17 protein-coding genes are annotated in these 20,126 nt (G+C 68.1%); 7 read left to right on the plus strand and 10 right to left on the minus strand.

The features are described 5' to 3' along the window. Nucleotide 1 precedes the first annotated feature (1 nt). From E3O54_RS05430 to E3O54_RS05445, 4 genes are read right to left on the minus strand one after another with little or no spacing between them, the layout of a single operon-like run. Nucleotides 2-1,333 carry an extracellular solute-binding protein gene (locus E3O54_RS05430; RefSeq protein WP_104099344.1) on the minus strand — a complete coding sequence of 444 codons (1,332 nt, stop codon included), beginning with the start codon at nucleotides 1,331-1,333 and terminating at the stop codon, nucleotides 2-4. A 55-nt stretch (nucleotides 1,334-1,388) separates the two neighbouring features. Then, nucleotides 1,389-2,306: a carbohydrate ABC transporter permease gene (locus E3O54_RS05435; protein WP_369827914.1), complete on the minus strand. Its 918-nt coding sequence runs from the start codon at nucleotides 2,304-2,306 to the stop codon at nucleotides 1,389-1,391. Then, complete coding sequence (locus E3O54_RS05440; protein ID WP_104099343.1) at nucleotides 2,303-3,265, minus strand: carbohydrate ABC transporter permease; 963 nt, start codon at nucleotides 3,263-3,265, stop codon at nucleotides 2,303-2,305. The genes E3O54_RS05435 and E3O54_RS05440 overlap by 4 nt, the downstream gene beginning before the upstream one ends. Beyond that, nucleotides 3,262-5,298: a beta-galactosidase gene (locus E3O54_RS05445; RefSeq protein WP_134401115.1), complete on the minus strand. Its 2,037-nt coding sequence runs from the start codon at nucleotides 5,296-5,298 to the stop codon at nucleotides 3,262-3,264. The genes E3O54_RS05440 and E3O54_RS05445 overlap by 4 nt, the downstream gene beginning before the upstream one ends. 192 nt (nucleotides 5,299-5,490) lie before the next feature. Between E3O54_RS05445 and E3O54_RS05450 the strand changes: the two genes are divergently transcribed. The 3 genes from E3O54_RS05450 to E3O54_RS05460 all read left to right on the plus strand — a co-directional run bounded on the left by E3O54_RS05450 (nucleotide 5,491) and on the right by E3O54_RS05460 (nucleotide 8,059). Next, nucleotides 5,491-6,513, plus strand: coding sequence for a LacI family DNA-binding transcriptional regulator (locus tag E3O54_RS05450; protein WP_104099341.1), 1,023 nt, complete (start codon nucleotides 5,491-5,493; stop codon nucleotides 6,511-6,513). Between the two features lie 404 nt (nucleotides 6,514-6,917). Further along, nucleotides 6,918-7,187: an acylphosphatase gene (locus tag E3O54_RS05455; RefSeq protein WP_104099340.1), complete on the plus strand. Its 270-nt coding sequence runs from the start codon at nucleotides 6,918-6,920 to the stop codon at nucleotides 7,185-7,187. A gap of 155 nt (nucleotides 7,188-7,342) precedes the next feature. Continuing rightward, entirely contained in the window at nucleotides 7,343-8,059 is a 717-nt protein-coding gene (locus E3O54_RS05460; protein ID WP_134401116.1) for a Pr6Pr family membrane protein, read from the plus strand. Here E3O54_RS05460 and E3O54_RS05465 read toward each other — a convergent pair. The 5 genes from E3O54_RS05465 to E3O54_RS05490 all read right to left on the minus strand — a co-directional run bounded on the left by E3O54_RS05465 (nucleotide 8,046) and on the right by E3O54_RS05490 (nucleotide 14,361). Further along, complete coding sequence (locus E3O54_RS05465) at nucleotides 8,046-8,321, minus strand: hypothetical protein (RefSeq protein WP_134401117.1); 276 nt, start codon at nucleotides 8,319-8,321, stop codon at nucleotides 8,046-8,048. The genes E3O54_RS05460 and E3O54_RS05465 overlap by 14 nt on opposite strands. Nucleotides 8,322-8,665: 344 nt before the next feature. Beyond that, complete coding sequence (locus tag E3O54_RS05470; RefSeq protein ID WP_134342175.1) at nucleotides 8,666-10,117, minus strand: NAD(P)/FAD-dependent oxidoreductase; 1,452 nt, start codon at nucleotides 10,115-10,117, stop codon at nucleotides 8,666-8,668. 334 nt (nucleotides 10,118-10,451) lie between these two features. Then, nucleotides 10,452-12,395 (minus strand): methyltransferase, encoded by a 1,944-nt coding sequence (locus E3O54_RS16810; RefSeq protein WP_241976760.1) that lies wholly within the window; start codon nucleotides 12,393-12,395, stop codon nucleotides 10,452-10,454. Between the two features lie 51 nt (nucleotides 12,396-12,446). Then, nucleotides 12,447-13,295, minus strand: a complete 849-nt coding sequence (locus tag E3O54_RS05485) for an SDR family NAD(P)-dependent oxidoreductase (RefSeq protein ID WP_134401118.1) — start codon at nucleotides 13,293-13,295, stop codon at nucleotides 12,447-12,449. Between the two features lie 16 nt (nucleotides 13,296-13,311). Then, entirely contained in the window at nucleotides 13,312-14,361 is a 1,050-nt protein-coding gene (locus E3O54_RS05490; protein WP_104099335.1) for a LacI family DNA-binding transcriptional regulator, read from the minus strand. A gap of 212 nt (nucleotides 14,362-14,573) precedes the next feature. Here E3O54_RS05490 and E3O54_RS05495 point away from each other — a divergent pair, with 212 nt between their 5' ends. From E3O54_RS05495 to E3O54_RS05505, 3 genes are read left to right on the plus strand one after another with little or no spacing between them, the layout of a single operon-like run. Further along, nucleotides 14,574-15,833, plus strand: coding sequence for an extracellular solute-binding protein (locus E3O54_RS05495; RefSeq protein ID WP_134342176.1), 1,260 nt, complete (start codon nucleotides 14,574-14,576; stop codon nucleotides 15,831-15,833). Between the two features lie 6 nt (nucleotides 15,834-15,839). Beyond that, entirely contained in the window at nucleotides 15,840-16,934 is a 1,095-nt protein-coding gene (locus tag E3O54_RS05500) for a carbohydrate ABC transporter permease (protein WP_104099333.1), read from the plus strand. Then, nucleotides 16,931-17,839, plus strand: a complete 909-nt coding sequence (locus E3O54_RS05505; protein ID WP_104099332.1) for a carbohydrate ABC transporter permease — start codon at nucleotides 16,931-16,933, stop codon at nucleotides 17,837-17,839. Before E3O54_RS05500 ends, E3O54_RS05505 begins: the two co-directional genes overlap by 4 nt. A gap of 34 nt (nucleotides 17,840-17,873) precedes the next feature. Here E3O54_RS05505 and E3O54_RS16250 read toward each other — a convergent pair whose 3' ends face one another. Beyond that, nucleotides 17,874-18,032 carry a hypothetical protein gene (locus E3O54_RS16250; protein WP_166805204.1) on the minus strand — a complete coding sequence of 53 codons (159 nt, stop codon included), beginning with the start codon at nucleotides 18,030-18,032 and terminating at the stop codon, nucleotides 17,874-17,876. Between E3O54_RS16250 and E3O54_RS05510 the strand changes: the two genes are divergently transcribed. Then, on the plus strand, nucleotides 18,031-20,082 hold the full coding sequence (locus tag E3O54_RS05510; RefSeq protein ID WP_134401119.1) for a glycogen debranching N-terminal domain-containing protein: 2,052 nt from the start codon (nucleotides 18,031-18,033) through the stop codon (nucleotides 20,080-20,082). The genes E3O54_RS16250 and E3O54_RS05510 overlap by 2 nt on opposite strands. Nucleotides 20,083-20,126 lie beyond the last annotated feature (44 nt).

The following is a 20,126-nucleotide window of genomic DNA, read 5'->3' on the forward strand; positions in this document are numbered from 1 at the left end:
GCTACTTGGTGACCGGGATCGACTGAGCCTCGAGAGCGTCGATCGTGCTCTGCTGGGCGCTCGTGAGAGCATCCGTCAGAGTTCCGCTACCGGTGACGGCACCCTTGAAGCCGTCGGAGGTGTCGTTGTAGACCTGTGTCATGGTCGGGCCCCAGATGAAGTCGGGCGAGACGTGATCGGATGCCTCGGCGAACACGTCGTAGATGGCCTGGCCGCCGTAGAACTCGACGCCTTCCTTGAGGGCCGGCAGTTCGAGGCCGCTCTTGGCGGCCGGGTACAGGTTGGCCGACTTGTTCAGCATCGTGAGCGCCTCGTCAGAGGTGTTCAGCCACAGCGCGAACTGGGCCGCCTCGTAGGGGTGCTCGGAGCCCTTGAAGACTGCGGTGGACGAGCCACCCCAGTTGCCGGCGGCGTTCTCGCCGGCAGCCCACTGCGGGGAGAGGGCGACGGACCAGTTGCCGGCGGTGTCCGGAGCGCCGCTGGCGATGGAGTTCGCACCCCAGGCTGCGGAGTTCCAGGTCCAGTTGGATCCTGTGTTGTAGGCGTTGTTCCACTCGTCGGTCCATGGCGGGTTGGTCGAGACGAGGTCGCGGTCGATCAGGTCCTGCCAGTAGTCGGCGACCTTGACCGACTCGGGGCTGGTCAGGTCGATGGTCCAGTTCTCGCCGTCGTTCTCGAACCAGCTTCCCCCGGCCTGCCAGACGAATCCGGCGAACTGGTTGATGTCACTCTGCGAGAAGTTGGTGATGTAGCCGCCGGTGGCGCGCACGGCTTCGGCGGCAACCGCGAATTCTTCCCAGGTGGTCGGGATCGCGATGTTGTTGGCGGCGAAGAGGTCGGCACGGTAGAACATCGCCATGGGCCCGGCGTCCTGCGGCACCGCGTAGGCTGCGTCTTCTTCACCGAAGTTGACCTGTCCCCAGGTCCAGTCCACGAAGTCGTCCTTGGCGTCGAGAACACCCTCACAGGCGGCGAGGTCCATCAGGCCGTCCTGCACGCGGAAGTTCGGGAGGGCGTCGTATTCGATCTGGCCGAGGTCGGGCGCGTTGCCGGCCTTGAGCTGGTTGAAGAAGTTCTGGTACGTGCCGCCGTTGCCGTTCGGGCCGGTCTGCACCTTTACCTGAACGTCGGGGTTCTCCTCATTCCAGACTGCGGCGACGTCTTCCATCCCGGGGATCCAGGTGGTGAACGTGAGGTCGACCTTGCCCTCGGAGGGTTCGCAGGCGGCGGCGTCGCCACCGCCGGACGTGCTCGAGCCCGACGCACAGCCGGTCAGAACGACCGTGGCTGCGGTGAGCAAGGCGACGGCGGCTGCTCTCTTCTTGATCTGCATTGTTCTTCTTTTCTCTTGGGGGTGGAGGTGGTGCAGCTAAGGGGGGTGAGGCCGGCTACTTCACCGAACCGGCGCTGAGGCCGTTTCGCCAGAAGCGCTGGAGCAGCAGGAAGATGATGATCAGCGGGATGATCGACAGCAGGGCGCCGATCAGAACGTAATCGCGCAGCACGGGGATCTGGTTGACCTGCGAGTTCCAGGCGTAGAGGCCGAGCGTGACCGGGAACAGGGTCTCGTCGCGCAGCATGATCAGCGGCAGGAAAAAGTTGTTCCAGATGGCGACGAACTGGAAGAGGAAGACGGTGACGAGGGCCGGCACCATCATCCGCACCGAGACCGTGAAGAAGGTGCGCAGTTCGCCGGCGCCGTCGAGGCGGGCGGCCTCGATCAGTTCGTCGGGAACGCTGGCCGACGCGTAGATGCGGGAGAGGTAGACCCCGAACGGGCTGACCAGGCTGGGCAGGAACACCGACCAGAACGTGTTGGTCAGGCTGATCTGGCTGAAGATCAGGAACAGCGGCAGAGCCAGCGCCGTGGCGGGTACGAGCACCCCGCCGAGCACGACGTTGAAGATCAGTTCGCGTCCCGGGAAGTTGTACTTGGCCAGTGCGTACCCGCACATTCCGGCGATGATCGTGCCCACGAGGGCACCGCCACCGGCGTACAGCGCGCTGTTGAGCATCCACTTGAGGTAGACGCCGTCGCGGTAGGCCACCAGGTTTCCGATGTTCTCGAACAGGGAGAAGTCGGCGAACCAGAGCGGGTTCGTGCTGTTGAACTGGGATCGGTTCTTCGAGGCCGCGACCAGCAGCCACCAGATCGGCACCAGGAAGTAGATCGTGAAGACGCCCATGACGACCATGGCGCTGACCCGGGCGAACGGGCTCTCGCGCTGGGCGCGCGGTGCCTTCGCCTCGGTTGAACGGATGCCGCGAGCCGGCTTGGCGGGGGTGGTGGGGGTCAGGGTGCTCACTTGGCTTCCTTACGCTGCGTGAACTTCAGGAACGTGAAGGAGAGGATGAACGTGGCCAGGGCCAGCACAACGGAGAACGCGGCGGCCAGGTTGAAGTTCGGGATCGACGAGGTGGAGTACACCGTCAGGTTCGGGGTGAACGTGCTGGTCACGGCCGAGCTGAAGCTGCGGAAGACCTGCGGTTCGGCGAGCAGCTGCAGGGTGCCGATGATCGAGAAAATGGCGGTCAGGATGATCGCCGGCATGATCAGCGGAATCTTGACCGACCAGGCGATGCGCAGCTGGCCGGCGCCGTCGAGGCGGGCGGCCTCGTAGAGTTCGGTCGGGATCGCCAGCAGCGCGGAGTAGATGATGAGCATGTTGTAGCCCACGAACACCCAGGTGACGACGTTGGCGATGGCCCAGAGCACGAGATCGGCCGAGAGGAAGTTGATGTTCTCGGTGACGGCGCGAAACGGCGACAGATTGGGTGAGTAGAGGTAGCCCCACATGATCGCGGCGATGACGCCGGGGACCGCGTAGGGGACGAAGAACGCCAGCCGGAAGAATCTCTTGCCGCGCACGAGCGGCGAGTCCAGCAACAGGGCGAACAGCAGCGCGAGACCGAGCATGATCGGAACCTGCACGGCGCCGAAGGCGAGCACCCGGGTGATCGACTCCCAGAACGGCCCATTCTGGAACACCAGGATGTACTGGGTCAGTCCGCCGAAGACCTCGGTGGCCTGGCCGAAGGTGCCCTCGCGCTCGATCACGAGCAGTGACTGGTAGATCGCGTAGCCGATCGGGACGAGGTAGAACAGGGCGAACAGGGTGCCGAACGGCAGCACGAACGCGAGGATCGCGCCCGTGTGCTGCACGCGGGGCTTCGCTCCGGGGGCCTTGGCTGGCTTGGCGGCGCGGGGTCTCTTTCGGGCAGCGCTGCCCGGGGCATCCGTCAGGGGAACGGCAGGTGCGCTCATGATGAGGGGTCCTCTCTAATCACGCGGACGGCTCCGGCCGGCACGCGCACGATTCGACCGACGGGTTCGTCGGTGACGAGCTCGTGGCCGGCGGCCGGAAGCTCGACGTCGCCCGAACCGTGGTTGATGATGAACAGATAGCTGTGGGTGGAGCTCACACGGCGCACGACCTCGATGGCTCCGGTGCGCTCCGGGCCGACCGCGGTGACCCGAGCCTCCTGGGCGATCCTGCGCAGGACGTCCCGCAGGGCGCCGGCCTCCAGCGCGGTGGCGACGTACCAGGCGGTGCCGCCTCCGTGCCGGTTGCGGGTGATGGCGGGGATGCCGGGCAGCGGCCCGTCGATGTAGCTCGCGACCACCTCGGCGGTGTCGACGCGCAGGCGTTCGCTCCACAGGCTCGCGGCGGCGCCGGTGTCGAGAGCGAGAACGTGGGAGGGCAGCAGCGGAGAGAACTCCTCCACCGTGATGCCGAGGATCTCGCGGAACGCGCCGGGGTAACCGCCGGTGCGCACCCGGTCGTCTACGTCGACGATGCCGCTGAAGAAGGTGATCAGGGCGTGGCCGCCGGCGGCGACGTAGGCGTTGAGATTCTCGGCCTGCGCGTCCGAGACCAGGTAGAGGCACGGGACGACGACGAGGCGGTAGCCCGAGAGGTCGGCATCCGGGGAGACGATGTCGACCGTGACGCCGAGTTCGTGCAGGGCCGCGTAGGCGGCGTGCACCTGGTCGAGGTAGCGCACCGCGTGGGACGGACGGGATTCGCCGTCGCCTGCCCACCAGGATTCCCAGCTGAAGATGATCGCGGCATCCGCGACGACCCGGCTGCCGGTGACCTCGGCAAGACGATCCAGGGTTGCGCCCAGGGCCACGACCTCGCGCCAGAGCACGGTGTCGGTGCCGGCGTGGGGCACCAGGGCGGAGTGGAATTTCTCCGACCCCTGCGGGGAGGCGCGCCACTGGAAGAAGCAGACGCCGTCCGCACCGCGGGCGACGTGGGCGAGGGAGTTGCGGGTCATTTCGCCGGGCGCCTTGGCCAGGTTGTGCGGCTGCCAGTTGACGGCACCGGCGGCCTGTTCCATCAGGAGCCAGGGCTCACCCTGGGCGAGCCCGCGGGTGAGGTCCGCGGCGAAGGCGAGCTCGGTGGCCGGGTCGGCGAGGCGGTGGTCGAGGTAGTGGTCGTTGGCGACGATGTCCATGTCGCCGGCCCAGGACCAGTAGTCGAGGTTGCGGATGTGCGCGGTGACCATGAAGTTGGTGGTCACGGCCACGTTCGAGTGGCGGCGCAGCACCGCGCTCTCGCGCCGATAGTAGTCGAGCAGTTCGGCGGAGCTGAACCGGTGGAAGTCGAGCACCTGGCCGGGGTTGTGGCTGGACAGCGTGAGCCGCGGGGTGAGGATCTCGGCCCACTGGCCGTACCGCTGGCTCCAGAAGGAGGTACCCCAGGCTGCGTTGAGAGCATCGATGGTGCCGTAACGCGCCTGAAGCCAGAGACGGAACGCGGCGGCGGTGTCGTCGCAGTAACAGAGCGCGTTGTGGCAGCCCAATTCGTTGGACACGTGCCAGAGGGCGATGGCCGGGTGGTGGCCGTACCGCTCGGCGACCTTTTCGACCAGGGCCAGCGCGTGCTCACGGAACACGGCCGAGCTCGGGCACCAGGCCTGGCGACCGCCGGGGAAACGGGTCGTGCCGTCGTCGGCGACCGGAAGGATCTCGGGGTGAAGTGTGGTCAGCCACGGCGGCGGCGACGAGGTGCCGGTGCCGAGGTTGACCCGGATCCCGTTGGCGTGGAGCAGCTCGATGATCGTGTCGAGGGTGTCGAAGTCGTACTCGCCCGCACGCGGCTCGAGGTGCGACCAGCCGAAGATGTTGATGGCCACCAGGTCGACGCCGGCCTCGCGCATGAGGCGCACGTCCTCGGCCCAGGTCTCGGGACCCCACTGCTCCGGGTTGTAGTCACAGCCGTAGGCGATGCCCTCGTGCACGAACGGGTGGGCCGGGGCCGCACCGTTCGAAGTGGCTGCTCGCGAGTTCATGTACTCCCTGACTGTGGCGTGCACTTCGTGGTGACGACACCGTGGTGACGACTCTGTGCTAACTGTTCTGTGAACGTGCACAGAGTCGGGAGAAAAACACTCCGTCGGGTTTTCTGTGAACGTACACAGAGTATGTATCTCCCGGCGGTCGTGTCAAGCGCGGAGTGTGTGCGGGAGCGTTACAGTTATCGAATGGTGACAATTCCGTCTCGACGCAAACGCGCGACGATCCACGACGTCGCCGTGGAAGCCGGAGTCTCCCGCGGCACGGTCAGCCGGGTCGTGAACGACGAGCCCTACGTCTCGGCGTCGGCCCGCATCGCCATCGAGGCGGCCATCGAGAAGGTCGGCTATGTGCCGAACAATGCCGCCCGAAGCCTGGTCATGCAGCGCTCGGAGGCCGTCGGTTTCATCGTGCACGAGCCGCACTCCCTGTTTTTGGACGACCCCAACATCGGCGGAATCCTACTCGGCGCCAACACCGTGCTCTCCCGCGCCGACTACCAGATGGTCAGCCTGGTCATCGACTCCCAGCGCGACACCGAGCGCGTCGCCCGCTACCTCAGCGGCGGTTTCGTCGACGGGGTCGTCATCGTCTCCGCTCGCCAGGAAGACCCGATCACCCGGGTGATCGAGAAGCTGCGCCTTCCGGCCGCCTTCGTGGGACATCCGCCCGACCTGCGCCAGCTTCCCTTCGTGGGCATCGACAACCGGGCGTCGGCGCGCGCCATCACCGAACGCCTCATGCAGACCGGCCGCACGCGCATCGGCATGATTGCCGCCGCGCTCGACCGCGACTCCGGAGCCGACCGTCTGGCCGGCTTCACGGATGCCCTCGGCGACCGCTTCGACCCGGCTCTCGTGGCCCGCGTTCCGCTGTACACCTTCACCGACGGGGCCCTCGGCATGCGTGCGCTGCTTCAGCGTGACCCGCTGATCGACGGCGTGTTCGCCGCCTCCGACGCGGTCGCGGCCGGAGCCATGGAGGCTCTGCGCCATGCCGGGCGCACCATTCCCGGAGACGTCGGCATCGTCGGCTTCGACGACAGCTCCTGGGCGCTGCGCACCCAGCCGCACCTGTCCACCGTGCACCAGCCCGCCTTCGGCCTCGGTGAGCGGGCGGCCGAGTGCGTGCTGGGCCAGTTGCGCGGCGAAGAGCAGCCGGCCGAGGGCATCCTGCTCGAGACTCCGATCGTCTGGCGTGACTCCGCCTGAATCGGGGGTTGGCGGTGCAGGGCCATGGCGGCAGCATCTGGCTTCGGGCTGGCCGGAGCACTCCGGCTGCGCGTCTCCCCCACCGCGCGTGGCCAACCCCCACCGCGCGTGGCTAACCCCCACCCCGCGTGGCTAACCCCCACCCCGCGTGGCTAACTCCCACACCGCGTGGCTAACTCCCACCCCGCGTGGCTAACTCCCACCCCGCGTGGCTAACTCCCACCCCGCGTGGCTAACTCAGGAGAATGCTCGGGCCGGTTAGGGGCATCCGCGTGTTTCCGTGGGATTTTCGGTGCACGACGGATGCCCGCGCTGGATCTCCTGAGTTAGCCACAGCGCGGGTTGGTGAACGGGTCGGGTGAACGATGGATGCGGGCTCGCCTGCGGCGGGGCACACTGGAAGCATGGTTCGCAAGCAGGTTGTCGTGCGCGGGGTGGTGCAGGGAGTCGGGTTCCGCTACTACACCCAGACCGAGGCGCGCCGACTCGGGCTCGCGGGTCATGTGCGCAACCGCGGGGACGGTGCGGTGGAGGTCGAGCTGGAGGGCGACGCGGCAACCGTCTGGGTGATGCTCTCGTGGCTGCAGCACGGCCCGCCGTCGGCCCGGGTCGAGGCGGTCGAGGTCACCACGATTCCGCCGCTCGGCGAGACCGGGTTCCGGATCGGCTTCTGAGCGGAACGGCCGGCTGAGCGGCGGCATCCGGTTGATACCGAGGTCAGCGGGCACCCGACCGGCTGGCGTAGCGTGGGAGCATGTGCGCGCGAGCTGCCGATCCCGCTCGGACGGACCCCCCGAAGCGCGTTCACTCGGCGGCGACGAGATCGGGCGTGCGCGCACTCACTGCGGCACCCGTACGCCGGGCCCTCGCCCGAACTTCTCGGACGCAGCCCGTGCACACCGTGCGCCGCGGGTTCGGCATCGGCCGCCTGCTCCTCGCCGGCCTGGGCGTGGTGGCCCTCGCCGGCTACTTCGATTACGTGCTCGGTTTCGCCACGTTTCAGATCTACAACTACTTCAGCTATTTCACCGTGCAGAGCGGTATGGCCGCGATCGTCGCCTTCGCCGCTGCCGCATTCGTCGCATTTCGGCACACGACCGACCCACCCTGGCTGAACTGGTTCCGGTTGCTTGTGACGACCTACATCACCGTCTCCGGGATCGTATTCCTGACCATCGTCATCCAGTCCTCCTCGCTGGACTACACGATCGAGGTGCCCTGGTCGAGCCAGTTGCTGCACTTCTGGATTCCCACGATCGCACTCCTTGACTGGCTGACGGATGCCGGCAAGGCCCGCCTGCCCTGGAAAATCCTGGTCTGGGTTCTCGTGGTGCCCTCGATCTGGGGAGTGTTCACGCTCATCCGCGGGTCGATCGTGGGGTGGTACCCGTATTTCTTCCTCGACCCGGTGCAGGTGCGCGGCCCGCTCGAGACCGTGATCTACTGCCTGGTCGCGCTGCTGCTCTTCACCGCGATCGCCGCCGTACTCACGGCCACGTCGCGGCTGCCCCCGCGGGCGCAGGGGCGCGAACCTACAGCGGCGTGAAGGTGTATTCGCTGGTCAGGTGCCCGCCCCGGCAGGCGCCGCAGTGGAGCACCCCGGATGCCCGCATCGCGAGGACCCGGGGTGTGCAATGCACGACCTTGGTGCCGCAGCACGGCGAGACCGCCAGGTAGGCACCGGGGGCGGTGGGTTGGTGCCCGTTCAGGCCACGAATGTGGTGAGTGCCTTCACAGGGCAGGTCAGGGTCGACGTCCAGAAGGACGACGGATTCGCGGTCGATGTCGATGTCGAGGAGGATATCCATGGGGAGCACAGCAATCGCACGGTCAAGCAGAAAAGTGGAGCAGTCGCGGGCGGGGGTGGTGCATCCCGGTGACGACCGCACTGGGATGGCCGGCGGAACGAGCCCGGCCTGGAACGGGGGCATCCACCCGTCAGGAATCCGTCGGCAGGGCCAGTCCGGGTAACGACTGGACCTCTGAGCGCTGCACCACGACGGGCTGCGACTGCATGAGAACGTGCCCCGAGTGGGAGCCAGAATTCATCGACTGGACGTTGGCAGGTGAGTACACCACGAATCTCAGAATTAAGACGGGTGGACAATCGCGAGGCGCCGGCCCGGGATTCGGGGAGCGGCGTGGTGCGGACCTACTCCGTGGTCGGGTTGTCGGTCGGCACGGCCGAGTAGAACGGCTCGAGGCTGCTCAAGGCGGCGGCGAGGAACTCGTCGTCGTCGACCTCCGCGAGGCGCAGAGCGGTCTCCGCCGCAACCAGGCCCACCAGCACCGGTTCGCCGGTGAGCGGAACCATGTTGATCCAGACGCGGAAGTCGTCGTCGCCGCCGACCGTGGACCAGAGCGGGGCATCCGTGTCCCAGAACGGCTTGTCGAATTGCAGCCAGATCTTGTCGAGCGTGCCCATGCCCAGGGCCGAGATGGCACCGCGGTGCGTGAAGGGCAGCGGCGGGTCGAACTCCATCACTTTGGTCTTCAGAACCCCCAGCGGCACGGTGACGACGACCCGGTCGGCGGAGAGCGACTCGCCGGTGCCGAGCCGGAGGCTGGTGCCGGCTTCGCTGTAGGCGATTTTGGTGACCACGCTCGACCCGAGCATGTCGATGCCGTCGCTGAGGTCGGTAAGCAGGGTGGCGAAGCCGCCCAGCACGATACGATCCTCGCCGGGATCGGTGTCAGGGTCGGCCTGAGGGTTGGCGTCCGAGTACCAGGAGGACTGCTCCGGAACGGGGCCCCCTGCCAGTGGGTCGAGCACCACCGTGATCTGGTAGTCGAGCCAGTCGGCGTCGGAAACGCCGGTGTCGGCATCCGTCGTCGAGAGCTTGGAGGCCCCCGAATCGGCGAGGGACTGCGCGATGGACACGTCGGTGGGCTGCTCGGCGGCCCAGGCCAGCGCCGTGGCGACCGCCTGCGCGCCGGTGTCGGGCACCTCCACGACCGTGCCGGCCGCGGTGCGGGCCTCCGGCGGATCGGTGAAGGGGGCCGTGGCGACGCCGCGGTCGGTGAGGTCCTCGTCGAGGGTGGTCTGGCCGGTGCGCCGGACGAAAGCCGCGCCGAGCTCGATCGGGAATGGCCAGTCCTTGTCGGTGACGGTGTCGATGCGGCCGCCGATGCGGTCGCGGGCCTCGACCAGGAACACGTCGAAGCCGGCGTCCTGCAGGTCTCGGGCCGCGGTGAGTCCGGCGATTCCGGCGCCGATCACGGCGATGCGCTCCCCCAGGCTCGCCGCTGCGAGCACGTCGCGGGCGGCGCGCTTCCCTGAATCGCGGGCGCCCTGCACCGTGCCCGGCGCGTCGGTGGAGGTGGCCTCACCGGCGAAGAAGAGGCGGTCGTCGACGGGCTGGCCGAGCGCGGCGCGCTGCTCGGGCGTGGCGCCCACCGCGGGGTAACTGAAGGAGCCGCGGGCGAACGGGTCGGCCGACCAGGATGTGCGGCGCATGGCCGCCGGCTTCGGGACGAGCGAGGGTGTCGACGTCGGCTTCGGCGTGACGGATGCCGAGGGCCGCGGAGTCGGCGTCACGCACGCGGTGAGCGCGACCAGGCCCAGGCCGGAGACTGAGCCGAGCAGAAAGGTTCGTCGTTTCATCGCTGTCTCGGCGCCAGGTATGGCGCCGACGTCCTCCTCTCCGAGCGGGCCGGGCAGTACGACCAAGCTACCGCAGAGCCGGGTGAAGTGGCCGGTCGGGTGGGGGTGGAGTGGGGTCTGCGCACGTTACTTCGGAGATTGTCGCGACACGCGGCATCCCACCCTGAAATACGGCGTTTCGCGAAAATCTCCGAGTTTGCGTTCGCCGGTGACGCGGTGGCGGTCTAGCGTGCGCTGGTGGCGGTCTAGCGTGCGTTGGTGGCGGGCGGGGTCCTCGTCAGCGCGTCAGCTCACAGCACGTGGCTGGCAGCAGACGATGGCAGCACACAGCACGTCAGGCGAGCCGATGCTGCAGGAAGCCGTCCTCGAGCAGCTCCCGCACGCGCGGGAGCAGGTCCGCGGCGAGTTCGCGCTCATCGACGTCGAGCAGTTGGGCCAGCGCAGCGACGATCGAGCCGACGTCGAGCTCACCGTCAGAGGCGCCGACCAGGGCGGCGAGGCCGGTGTCCAGCGCGATCAACCGGCCGAAGCCGGTGCCCTGGTGCAGCGTCATCAGGGTGGGGTCCTCCTGGCCGGGCCAGTAGTGCCGTACCTCGGTGACATCGGATGCGACGGCGAGCCGCGCGCGGGCGAGGCGGGCGTCATCCGTCGCCGCGTGCCAGTCGTGGGCGGCGAGGCAAGCGGCAAGATGGCTGCCCATGCCTCCTGGATTGTGGCCGAGGGTGCCGGGGAGGCGTTCGAGCCGACGGAAGGTGGGGGTGCCGGCGGCCGGGCGGCGCAGCAGCATGTAGCCGAAGCCGACCTGACTCACGCCGCGCGCCGCGAAGTCGTCGAGCCAGGCCCCGTAGAGGCGGTCGAAGTCGGCGGTGTCGGAGCGGGTGCCGCCGTCTCGGATCCACGTCTCGGCGTAGAGCGTGGGGGCCTGCACCTCGCGTTCGATGATCCAGGCGTCGAGTGCGGCGGCATCCGTGGCCTGCACGGTCTCCTGCTGGCCCCCGTGCGCACCCTCGGCACCGGCCCTCGCGGCACCCTCGGCCCCGGCGGCACCTTCCGCCCCGGGCGTATGCGAATTCGACGGAGATTCAGCTCCCAGAGGGGCCAAACGCGCCGAATTCGGGCTGTTTGGGGCAAAATCTCCGTCGAATTCGTCAGGGCGCAGCGGGGCGGAAGCTGGCGATGCAGGGGATGCGACAGGGGTGACAGGGGTGACGGGGGTGACAGGGGTGACAGGGGTGACAGGGGTGACAGGGGTGACAGGGGTGACAGGGGTGACAGGGGTGACAGGGGTGACAGGGGTGGCGAGCCAGGCGGCCAGACGCTCGAAGGCATCCTGGCCGGCGTGGTACTCCCAGTTCCCGAGCAGCTGGGCGACGCCGCCGGGGGTGAGATGTTCGGCAGCGCCGCGCACGACCGCCTCGACGAGCGCGTCGCCGACCAGGCCGCCGTCGCGGTATTCGTAGGCCGGCACACCCGGCACACGCGGGGTGATCACGAACGGAGGGTTGGAGATGATGTGGTCGAAGCGCTCCCCCGCGACCGGTTCGAACAGGCTCCCGAGGCGAAACTCGATATTCCCGATCTCGTTCAGCTCCGCGTTGAGCGCGGCAAGCTCCAGGGCTCGCACCGAGATGTCGGTGGCTACCACCCGGTCGGCGTGCCGGGACGCGTGCATGGCCTGGATTCCGCATCCGGTGCCCAGGTCGAGGGCGCTGGCCACCGGGGTCGGGATCAGTAGCCCGGTCAACGTGAGGGATGCCCCACCCACCCCGAGCACATGGCTTTCGCCGAGCGGGTGGCCGAGTGCGAGCTCTCCCAGGTCGGACACGATCCACCAGCTTCCGGCGCCATGCGCGTCGACGAAGCTGTAGGGCCGCAGTTCGAGGAGCGGGCGGAGGGTTCCGGCCGCACCGGATGCACCGGATGCAACAGGGCCGACACCCGGAAGGACATCGGCGTCGACACCGGCGTCGACACCGGCGTCGACGGATACCGCGAGGCCGAGCTCCTCGGCCCCGGCGGCACCCAGCGCGGGGAGGGCGACATCGAGATCCGCACGGTCGACGGGCAGGCCGAGCACGAACAGGCGAGCCAGTGTGGCGCAGGGTTCGGCGTGCCCGAGCCTCTCCCGGAGACCTTCCAGCCCCCGCAGCGCCGGGACCCGCTGGTTGCGGCGCAACGCGGCATCCGCTTCGATCCCCCACAGGCCAGTGAGGGCCGAGACCGAGAAGTTGGCGGCGGCGAGGTCGGCGCGAAGCCGGTCGATCAGTGCAGAAGTCACCCGTCTATTCAACTGCACCGTCTGCCGCACCGTCTGCCGGACCGGCCGCCGCTACCGGCGCTCCTCCGCCACGCTGTTACCGCCGTCGACGACGATCGTCTGGCCGGTGACGTATGACGCGCCGGGCGAGGCCAGCCAGGCGATCACGGAGGCCACCTCGGCAGCCGTGCCGCTGCGCCCGACGGGCACGAGCGCGCCCTCGACTGCCTCGCTCTCCAGCTGCGACCCGGTCTCGATCCAGCCCGGTGCGACCGCGTTGGCGGTGATGCCGAGCCAGGCCTCATCCACGGCGAGCGCTCGGGTGAGCCCGGCCAGACCAGCCTTCGCGGCCGCATACGTCAGGTCCCCGCGCGACGCCATCACCGGCCCAGACACGCTGGACACTGTGACGATGCGCCCCCAGGCCGCCGCGTGCATGAAGCCGATCACGGTGCGCGTGGCGTGGAAGGCGGTCGATAGGTTGATCGCGAGGCCGCGGTCCCACTCGTCCGGCAACGTGGTGCTCACGTCGCCGTGCAGCATCTCGGCATCGCCGACCGCGACCATGCCCGCGTTGTTCACCAGAATCGTGGGCGCCAGCCCGGCGGTCGCGAGGGAGTCGGCGAGCACCAGCGCGCCGGCCTCGGCGTGGAGGGTGCAGACGATGCCGGATGCCGCGATGCCCCGTTCCGTCAGCTCGGCCGCTCGCTCGTGCACGCGTTCGGTCGTGGCGGTGAGCACGACGTGTGCACCGAGCTCACCCAGCATCCGTGCCGCGGCGAATCCGATCCCGGAGGCGCTGCCGGCCCCGGTGACCAGGGCCGTACGACCGGCGAGGTTCCACGCGTCGGGCAGGGCGAAAGCGAGAGGGACGGGGACACCGATAGAAACAGGGAGTCCGACAACCTCGGGGAGAGTCATGGCGCCATGCTAGCGGCTACCGCGGCACGTCCATCGGGATGGCGGCGAACTCGCGCACGACCAGCCGGGGCGTGACCATCCGGTGCCGGGGTTCGGCCGACTCGGGGGCTCCGTGCACCTTGCCGCCGAACTCGCCGGTGAGCAGTTCGAGCACTCCGGCGGCCACCTCGTCCACTGCTTGGTCGACGCTGGAAAGCCCGATCGCGGCGGCGATGGGGGTGTTGTCGTAGCCGGTGACGGGCACACGCTCGGGGTTCGCGATCATCGCCCCGAGGGCGAGCGAGTCGCTCGCGCAGAGCACGGCATCGATCTGGCCGGCGTTCTGCCGCAACTGCTGCATGGCCGCGGTGCCCTGGCTGACGCCGTCAGTGGTGACGATCTCCAGCTCGGCCAAGTCCCGCTCCGAGACGTCGCCGCGTTCGATCATCGCGTCGTACCAGCCTCGTCGGCGGTCATCGCCGGTGCCCGACGGGCTGGGCCAGCCGATGTAGGCGATGCGCCGGGCTCCGGTCTCCTGCTGTGTCCGCGTGGCAGCGTGCAGGCCGGACCAGCCATCCACATCCACCCACAGGTGCTGCGGGTCGTTCATATCGTCGACTCCCCACGGCCGCCCGAAGGTGACGAAGGAGATGCCGTTCTCGATCAGCCATCGGGTGCGTGGGTCGCCGGCGAACGTCGACGTGAGCACGAAACCATCGACATCCGCGCCGTCGTTCAGGCGCCGGAACTGGATGATCTCGTCTTCGGGGCTCGTGGCCGTGAACAGCAGCACCCGCAGCCCCTGGGCGTCGGCCTGCTCGGTCACGGCGTGCAGAAACCGGTCGAGCACCGAACCGGAGATGCCGTCGATCACCGGGTCCAGCCGGATGCCGATGGTCGAGCTGCGCCGCGTGCGCAGCCGGCGGGCGGAGGCGTGCGGCCGGTACCCGAGTTCGGCGATGGCAGCCTCGACCCGCTGGCGGGTGTCGGTGCGCACGATGCCGGGCGAATTCATCACATTCGAGACGGTCTGCCGGGAGACGCCGGCCGCGAGCGCGACATCCGTCACCGTGGGGAACCCACCCATCGCCGCTCCTGCCCCACGCCCTTGTCGGACGCGCCTGCCCCCGTGAATTGAACGATCAAATATTGTTCTGCACAGAATACCGCGTCTCGACGGATCGCGGAAACACGGTGATTAGATCGATCAAAAAAAAGTTTGATCGATCAAATGAATTCAGCTATCGTGACCGTTACACAAGCAAACGCGCATCGATGCGCGACTCAAGGAGAAACAAGATGCAACGACGCAACTCCCGCTGGCTGATCGGAACCGGGCTCGCCGTGGCCGGCGCCCTCACCCTCAGCGCGTGCGGTTCCGGATCCGGCTTCGGCGGCGACACCGCCGATTCGGGCGGAGAGCTCACGAGCGATTCCACCCAGGGGCTCAACATTCTGATCGGTTCCAGCGGCGACGCCGAGACCGCCTCCGTCAACGCCGCCGTGGCCGCCTGGTCCGAGACCTCTGGCACCGACGCCAAGGTCAGCGTCGCCAGCGATCTCAACCAGCAGCTCGCCCAGGGCTTCGCGGCCCAGAAGCCCGCCGACGTCTTCTACCTGTCGACGGATGCGCTCGCCGGCTATGCCTCGAACGGCTCGCTCCTGGCCTACGGCGACGATCTGGCCAACAAGGACGACTTCTACCCGAGCCTGGTCAGTTCCTTCACGTACGAGGGCGACTTCTACTGCGCGCCGAAGGACTTCTCGACCCTGGGTCTGATCATCAACGACGACCTCTGGGCTCAGGCCGGGCTGACGGATGCCGACATCCCCACCACCTGGGACGAGCTCGCGGCCGTCAGCAAGACGCTCACGACCGACAGCCAGGTCGGACTCGCCCTCGGCGGCGAATACGCCCGTCTGGGCGCGTTCATGGCCCAGGCCGGCGGCAGCCTGATGAGCGAAGACAACACCGAGGTCACCGCGAACAGCGCGGAGAACGTCGCGGGCCTCGAATACGCGCAGACCCTCCTGAACGACGGGGTGATGAGCTACGCCAGCGAAATCGGTGCCGGGTGGGGTGGCGAGGCGTTCGGCAAGCAGCTCTCGGCCATGACCATTGAGGGCAACTGGATCACGGGCGCGATGAAGAGCGACTTCCCCGACGTCAACTACACGGTCGCCGAGCTGCCTGCAGGCCCGGAGGGCCAGGGCACCCTGCAGTTCACCAACTGCTGGGGAATCGCCGCCGACAGCCCCAACCAGGCCGGCGCGCTCGAGCTCGTCGAACAGCTCACCAGCAAGGATGCCCAGCTCACCTTCTCGGAAGAATTCGGCCCGATGCCCTCGATCAAGTCGGCCGCCGAAGACTGGAAGAGCGCCAACCCCACCCTGGTGGCCTTCCTCGACGGCGCCGACTACGCCAAGGGCGTGCCCAACGTGCAGGGCGCCGCGGATGTCACGAGCGACCTGAACGCCCAGCTCGAGTCGCTGAAGACCGGGGACGCACAAGCGATTCTCGATTCCGTGCAGAAGAACCTCGAAGCACTGCTGAAGTAGTCCACCATGTCGACGCCTGCACGCACGGCTCGCCGCTCGAATATCCGGGGCGGCGAGACCGCCTCGGGGTGGCTCTTCACCGCCCCGATGATCATCCTGCTCGGCTTGTTCCTGGTCATCCCGGTGCTGATGGCCCTCTGGGTCAGCTTCTCCGACTGGAACGGCCGCGGCAGCCCTTTCAGCGGCACAGTGTCGTTCGTGGGCCTCGACAACTACTCCGCCCTGGTCGGCGGCGGCGGCCTGGCCGAACAGGACTTCGGCACAGCGCTGCGTAACAACGCCTGGTACGTCCTCCTGGTCGTGCCGACCCAGACCATGCTGTCGCTGCTGCTGGCCGTGCTGGTCAACCGGCAGATCCTGCGCGGCCGCGGCTTCTTCCGCACCGCGTTCTATTTCCCGTCGGTGACCAGCTCGGTGGCCATCACGGTGCTCTGGCTGTTCCTGTTCAGCGCCAGCGGCGCCGTCAACAAACTGCTGGCGTTCATCGGCGTCAACGGACCGAACTGGTTCAACGACCCCAGCGGCGTGCTGCACAACATCCTCGGAGCGTTCGGCGTCGAGACCGGCCCGGCCGCGCTCACCGGCAACACGTTCCTCGGAATCTCTTTCTGGGAGTGGCTCGCCGGGCCATCCGTGGCCATGAGCGCCTTCATCCTGATGGCCGTGTTCACCACCAGCGGCACGTTCATGCTGCTGTTCATCGCCGCGTTGCAGAACCTCAGCGGCGACGTCGTCGAGGCCGCCATGATGGACGGCGCCAACGGCTGGCAGCGGTTCTGGCGGGTCACCCTCCCCCAGCTGCGACCGACCCTCTTCACCGTGCTCACCCTCGGCCTGATCGGCGCCTGGCAGGTCTTCGACCAGATCTATACCGGCACGCAGGGTGGACCAGGCAAGACCACGCTCACTCCGGCCTATCTCTCCTATCAGGCCGCTTTCACCAACCAGGCCTGGGGCCAGGGCGCCGCGATCGCTTTCATCCTGTTCGTCATCATCGTGGCCTTCACCCTGTTCCAGCGCGCTCTGCTGGCCGAACGCAAGGTCTCCAACCGGCGGATGCGTCCGTATCTGCAGAGCCCGACATCCGGAGGTTCGAAATGAGCACCACGGTGAGAACCCGCGAGCGCACCGTCTCTCCCTCCCGACGCCTGCGCGCCCTGGGCCGGGAACAGTTGCCGACCCGCGCGATCGCCGGCCGATCGCTGCTTTACGCGATCCTGATCGTGCTCGCGATGATCTACATCGCCCCGTTTCTGATTCAGGTCGCCACCTCCTTCAAAACGGATGGCGATGCCGCCAGCAATCCCATGTCGCTGCTGCCGCAGACCTGGTCCACGGCCGCGTACGAGAGGTTGTTCCTCAACTCGGACTTCCCGGTCTGGTTCCAGAACTCCGCCATCGTCACCGTCTTCGTCACCCTCGGCCGCGTCTTCTTCAATTCCCTGGCCGGTTACGCCCTCGCGCGGCTGCACTTCCGGGGCCGCACCGTGATCTTCGCGCTGCTCATCGCCGTGATGAGCGTGCCCGGGGTCGTGCTCCTGATCCCGAAGTTCCTGGTGATCAACCAGCTCGGCATCTACGACACCTACGTTGCAATGATCGTGCCGCTGCTCACGGATGCCGCGGGCGTCTTCATCATGAAAAACTTCTTCGAGTCGATTCCGGCGAGTGTGGAGGAGCAGGCACGCATCGACGGGGCCAGCACCTTCCGGGTGTTCTGGTCGATCGTTCTGCCGATGGCCCGGCCGGCCCTGGTGACCATCATCATCCTGTCGTTCCAAGGGTCCTGGAACGAGCTGTCCCACTTCATCGTGGCCACGCAGTCCCCCGAGCTGACGACGCTGACCAAGGGCGTGGCGTCACTGGCCTCCGGGCAGCTCAGCCAGGGCACGCAATACCCACTCAAGCTGGCCGCGGCGGCGATCATGACCATCCCGGTCGCGGTGATGTTCTTCATCTTCCAGAAACGCATCATGAACACCACCGATGGGGCGGTGAAGGAGTAGTCCTTCTCTCCACCCTTTTCCTTCCGTTCGCTCGCTACTTCCGTTCCTTCTGTTCCTTCTGTTTCTTCTGTTTCTTCTGTTTCTTCTGTTTCTTCTGTTCCTTCTCTACTTCCATTCCATCTGTTCCTTCTGTTCCTTCTGTTTCTTCTGCAGATCCGCACCACAACCCCCTCTGGAGTCGTACCTCGCTCATGTTCTCTCACCCCGTCCAGCCTCTGCTCCATGACTCCGCCATCGTTCTGGCGGCCCCGACCCAGGCGTGGTCGCGGTCCGACGGGCAGACCGACAAACCCATCCACGGCTTGTACCACGCGGACACCCGGATCCTCTCCGGCTGGTCCCTGCTGATCGGCGGCCGGACCGGCGAAGCGATCGGACACGCCCAGCGCGGCGCGGGAGAGGTCACCTTCACGTCGCTGCTCCGCCACCTCGACGACCGCACCGCCGACCCCCGGCTGCGGCTCGAAGTCACCCGCACGGTCACCGCGGGGCGCCTGACCGAACGGATCGAGATCATCTCGGGACTCGAGCAGGCTGTCGACACGACCGTGTCCGTGCGCCTGACGCCCGATTTCGCCGATATGCAGACCGTAAAGGCCGGCCTCGCGGGTGCCGCCGAGCGCGACGCTTTCGGGGGCGTGGACCTGCCCGCGGCACCGGATGTCGTTGTGACGGAGGCGAGCGGGGGCATCCGTCTGTCGACCGACACCGTGGCGGCGCTGGTGGGGGTGAGCGACGACGGGGTGCTGACCGGCTCGACCGCCGAGGCTGACACCGAGGTCACCGGCACCTGGTCGGTCACCGTGCCCGCGAAAAGCAGCGTCACCGTGGAGTGGACCGTCGAGATCGCGCACGCGGCCACCGTGGTGCAGGCCGCATCGGGGCTGCCTGAGTGGTCCGGGGTGTCGGTGCGCTCCGGCGATGAGCGCCTCGGACGTTGGGTGGCACGTGCGCTCGACGACCTGACCGGTCTGCGGATGGCCACCACGACGAGTCCGGCCGAGCCGTTCCTGGCCGCCGGCGCCCCCTGGTTCTTCACCCTGTTCGGCCGGGATTCCCTGTGGGCGGCGCGCTTCCTGCTGCCGCTCGGCACCGAGATCGCGGGCTCCACGCTGCGCTTGCTCGCGCAGCTGCAGGGCACCAAGAGCGACACCGAGACCGCGGAACAGCCCGGCAAGATCATGCACGAACTGCGCCCCGATGTGTACTCGATGCCCGGCGAGAGCCTGTCGCTGCCGCCGCTGTACTACGGCACCGTCGACGCCACCCCGCTCTGGATCTGCCTGCTGCGCGACGCCTACCGTTGGGGTTTGGCCACCGAAGAAGTCGAGGCTCTGCTGCCTGCCCTCGAAGCTGCCCTCGGCTGGATGCGCGACTTCGGCGACAGCGACGGCGACGGCTTCCTCGAATACGTCGACATCACCGGCCACGGCCTCGCGAACCAGGGCTGGAAGGACTCCGGCGACTCGATCCAGTGGCGCGACGGCAGCCTCGCCGATGGACCGATCGCCCTCTGCGAGGTGCAGGCCTACGCCTACGAGGCCTATATCGGCGGCGCCGAACTGCTCGACGCCTTCGGCAGGGCCGGCGGCGACGCCTGGCGCGCCCGGGCGGCCGCGCTCCAGACCCGGTTCCGGGACTCGTTCTGGATCGACGCGCCCGCCGGCCGCTACCCGGCCGTCGCCCTCGACGCCTTCAAGCGCCCGGTCGACACTGTGACCAGCAACATCGGCCACCTGCTCGGAACCGGGCTGCTCTCCGCGGAGGAGTCCGCCCTCGTGGCCGCCCGGCTCGTGTCCCCGGAGTTGAACTCCGGCTACGGTCTCCGCACGATGTCGACGGACTCCGTCGGCTACTGGCCGCTGAGCTACCACGGCGGCTCGGTGTGGACCCACGACACAGCGATCGCGATCGCCGGCCTGGGGCGCGCCGGTTTCGGTGCCGAGGCCGGCATCCTGATCGAGGGGCTGCTCGCGGCGGCCGAATCATTCGACTACCGCATGCCGGAACTGCACTCGGGCGACGCGTCCTCCCTGGTTGCCGCCGCGGTTCCCTACCCGGCCGCCTGCCGCCCGCAGGCCTGGTCGGCGGCGGCGGCGGTCTCCGTGCTCGGCACCGTGCTCGGCCTGGAACCCGATCCGGTCACCGGCCAGGTCACCTCCACCCCGATCATCCCCGCGGTCGTCGGCGACGTTGCAGTGCGCGGCCTCCGGACCCCGCCGGCGCCGGCCCGCGCCGGCTAGCCGCGGCCCGGCCCGCGTCGGCTAGTCGCGGCCCGGCCCGGCTC

The sequence above is a fragment of the Cryobacterium sp. TMT2-4 genome, from assembly GCF_004402575.1.
Lineage (GTDB): Bacteria > Actinomycetota > Actinomycetes > Actinomycetales > Microbacteriaceae > Cryobacterium > Cryobacterium sandaracinum.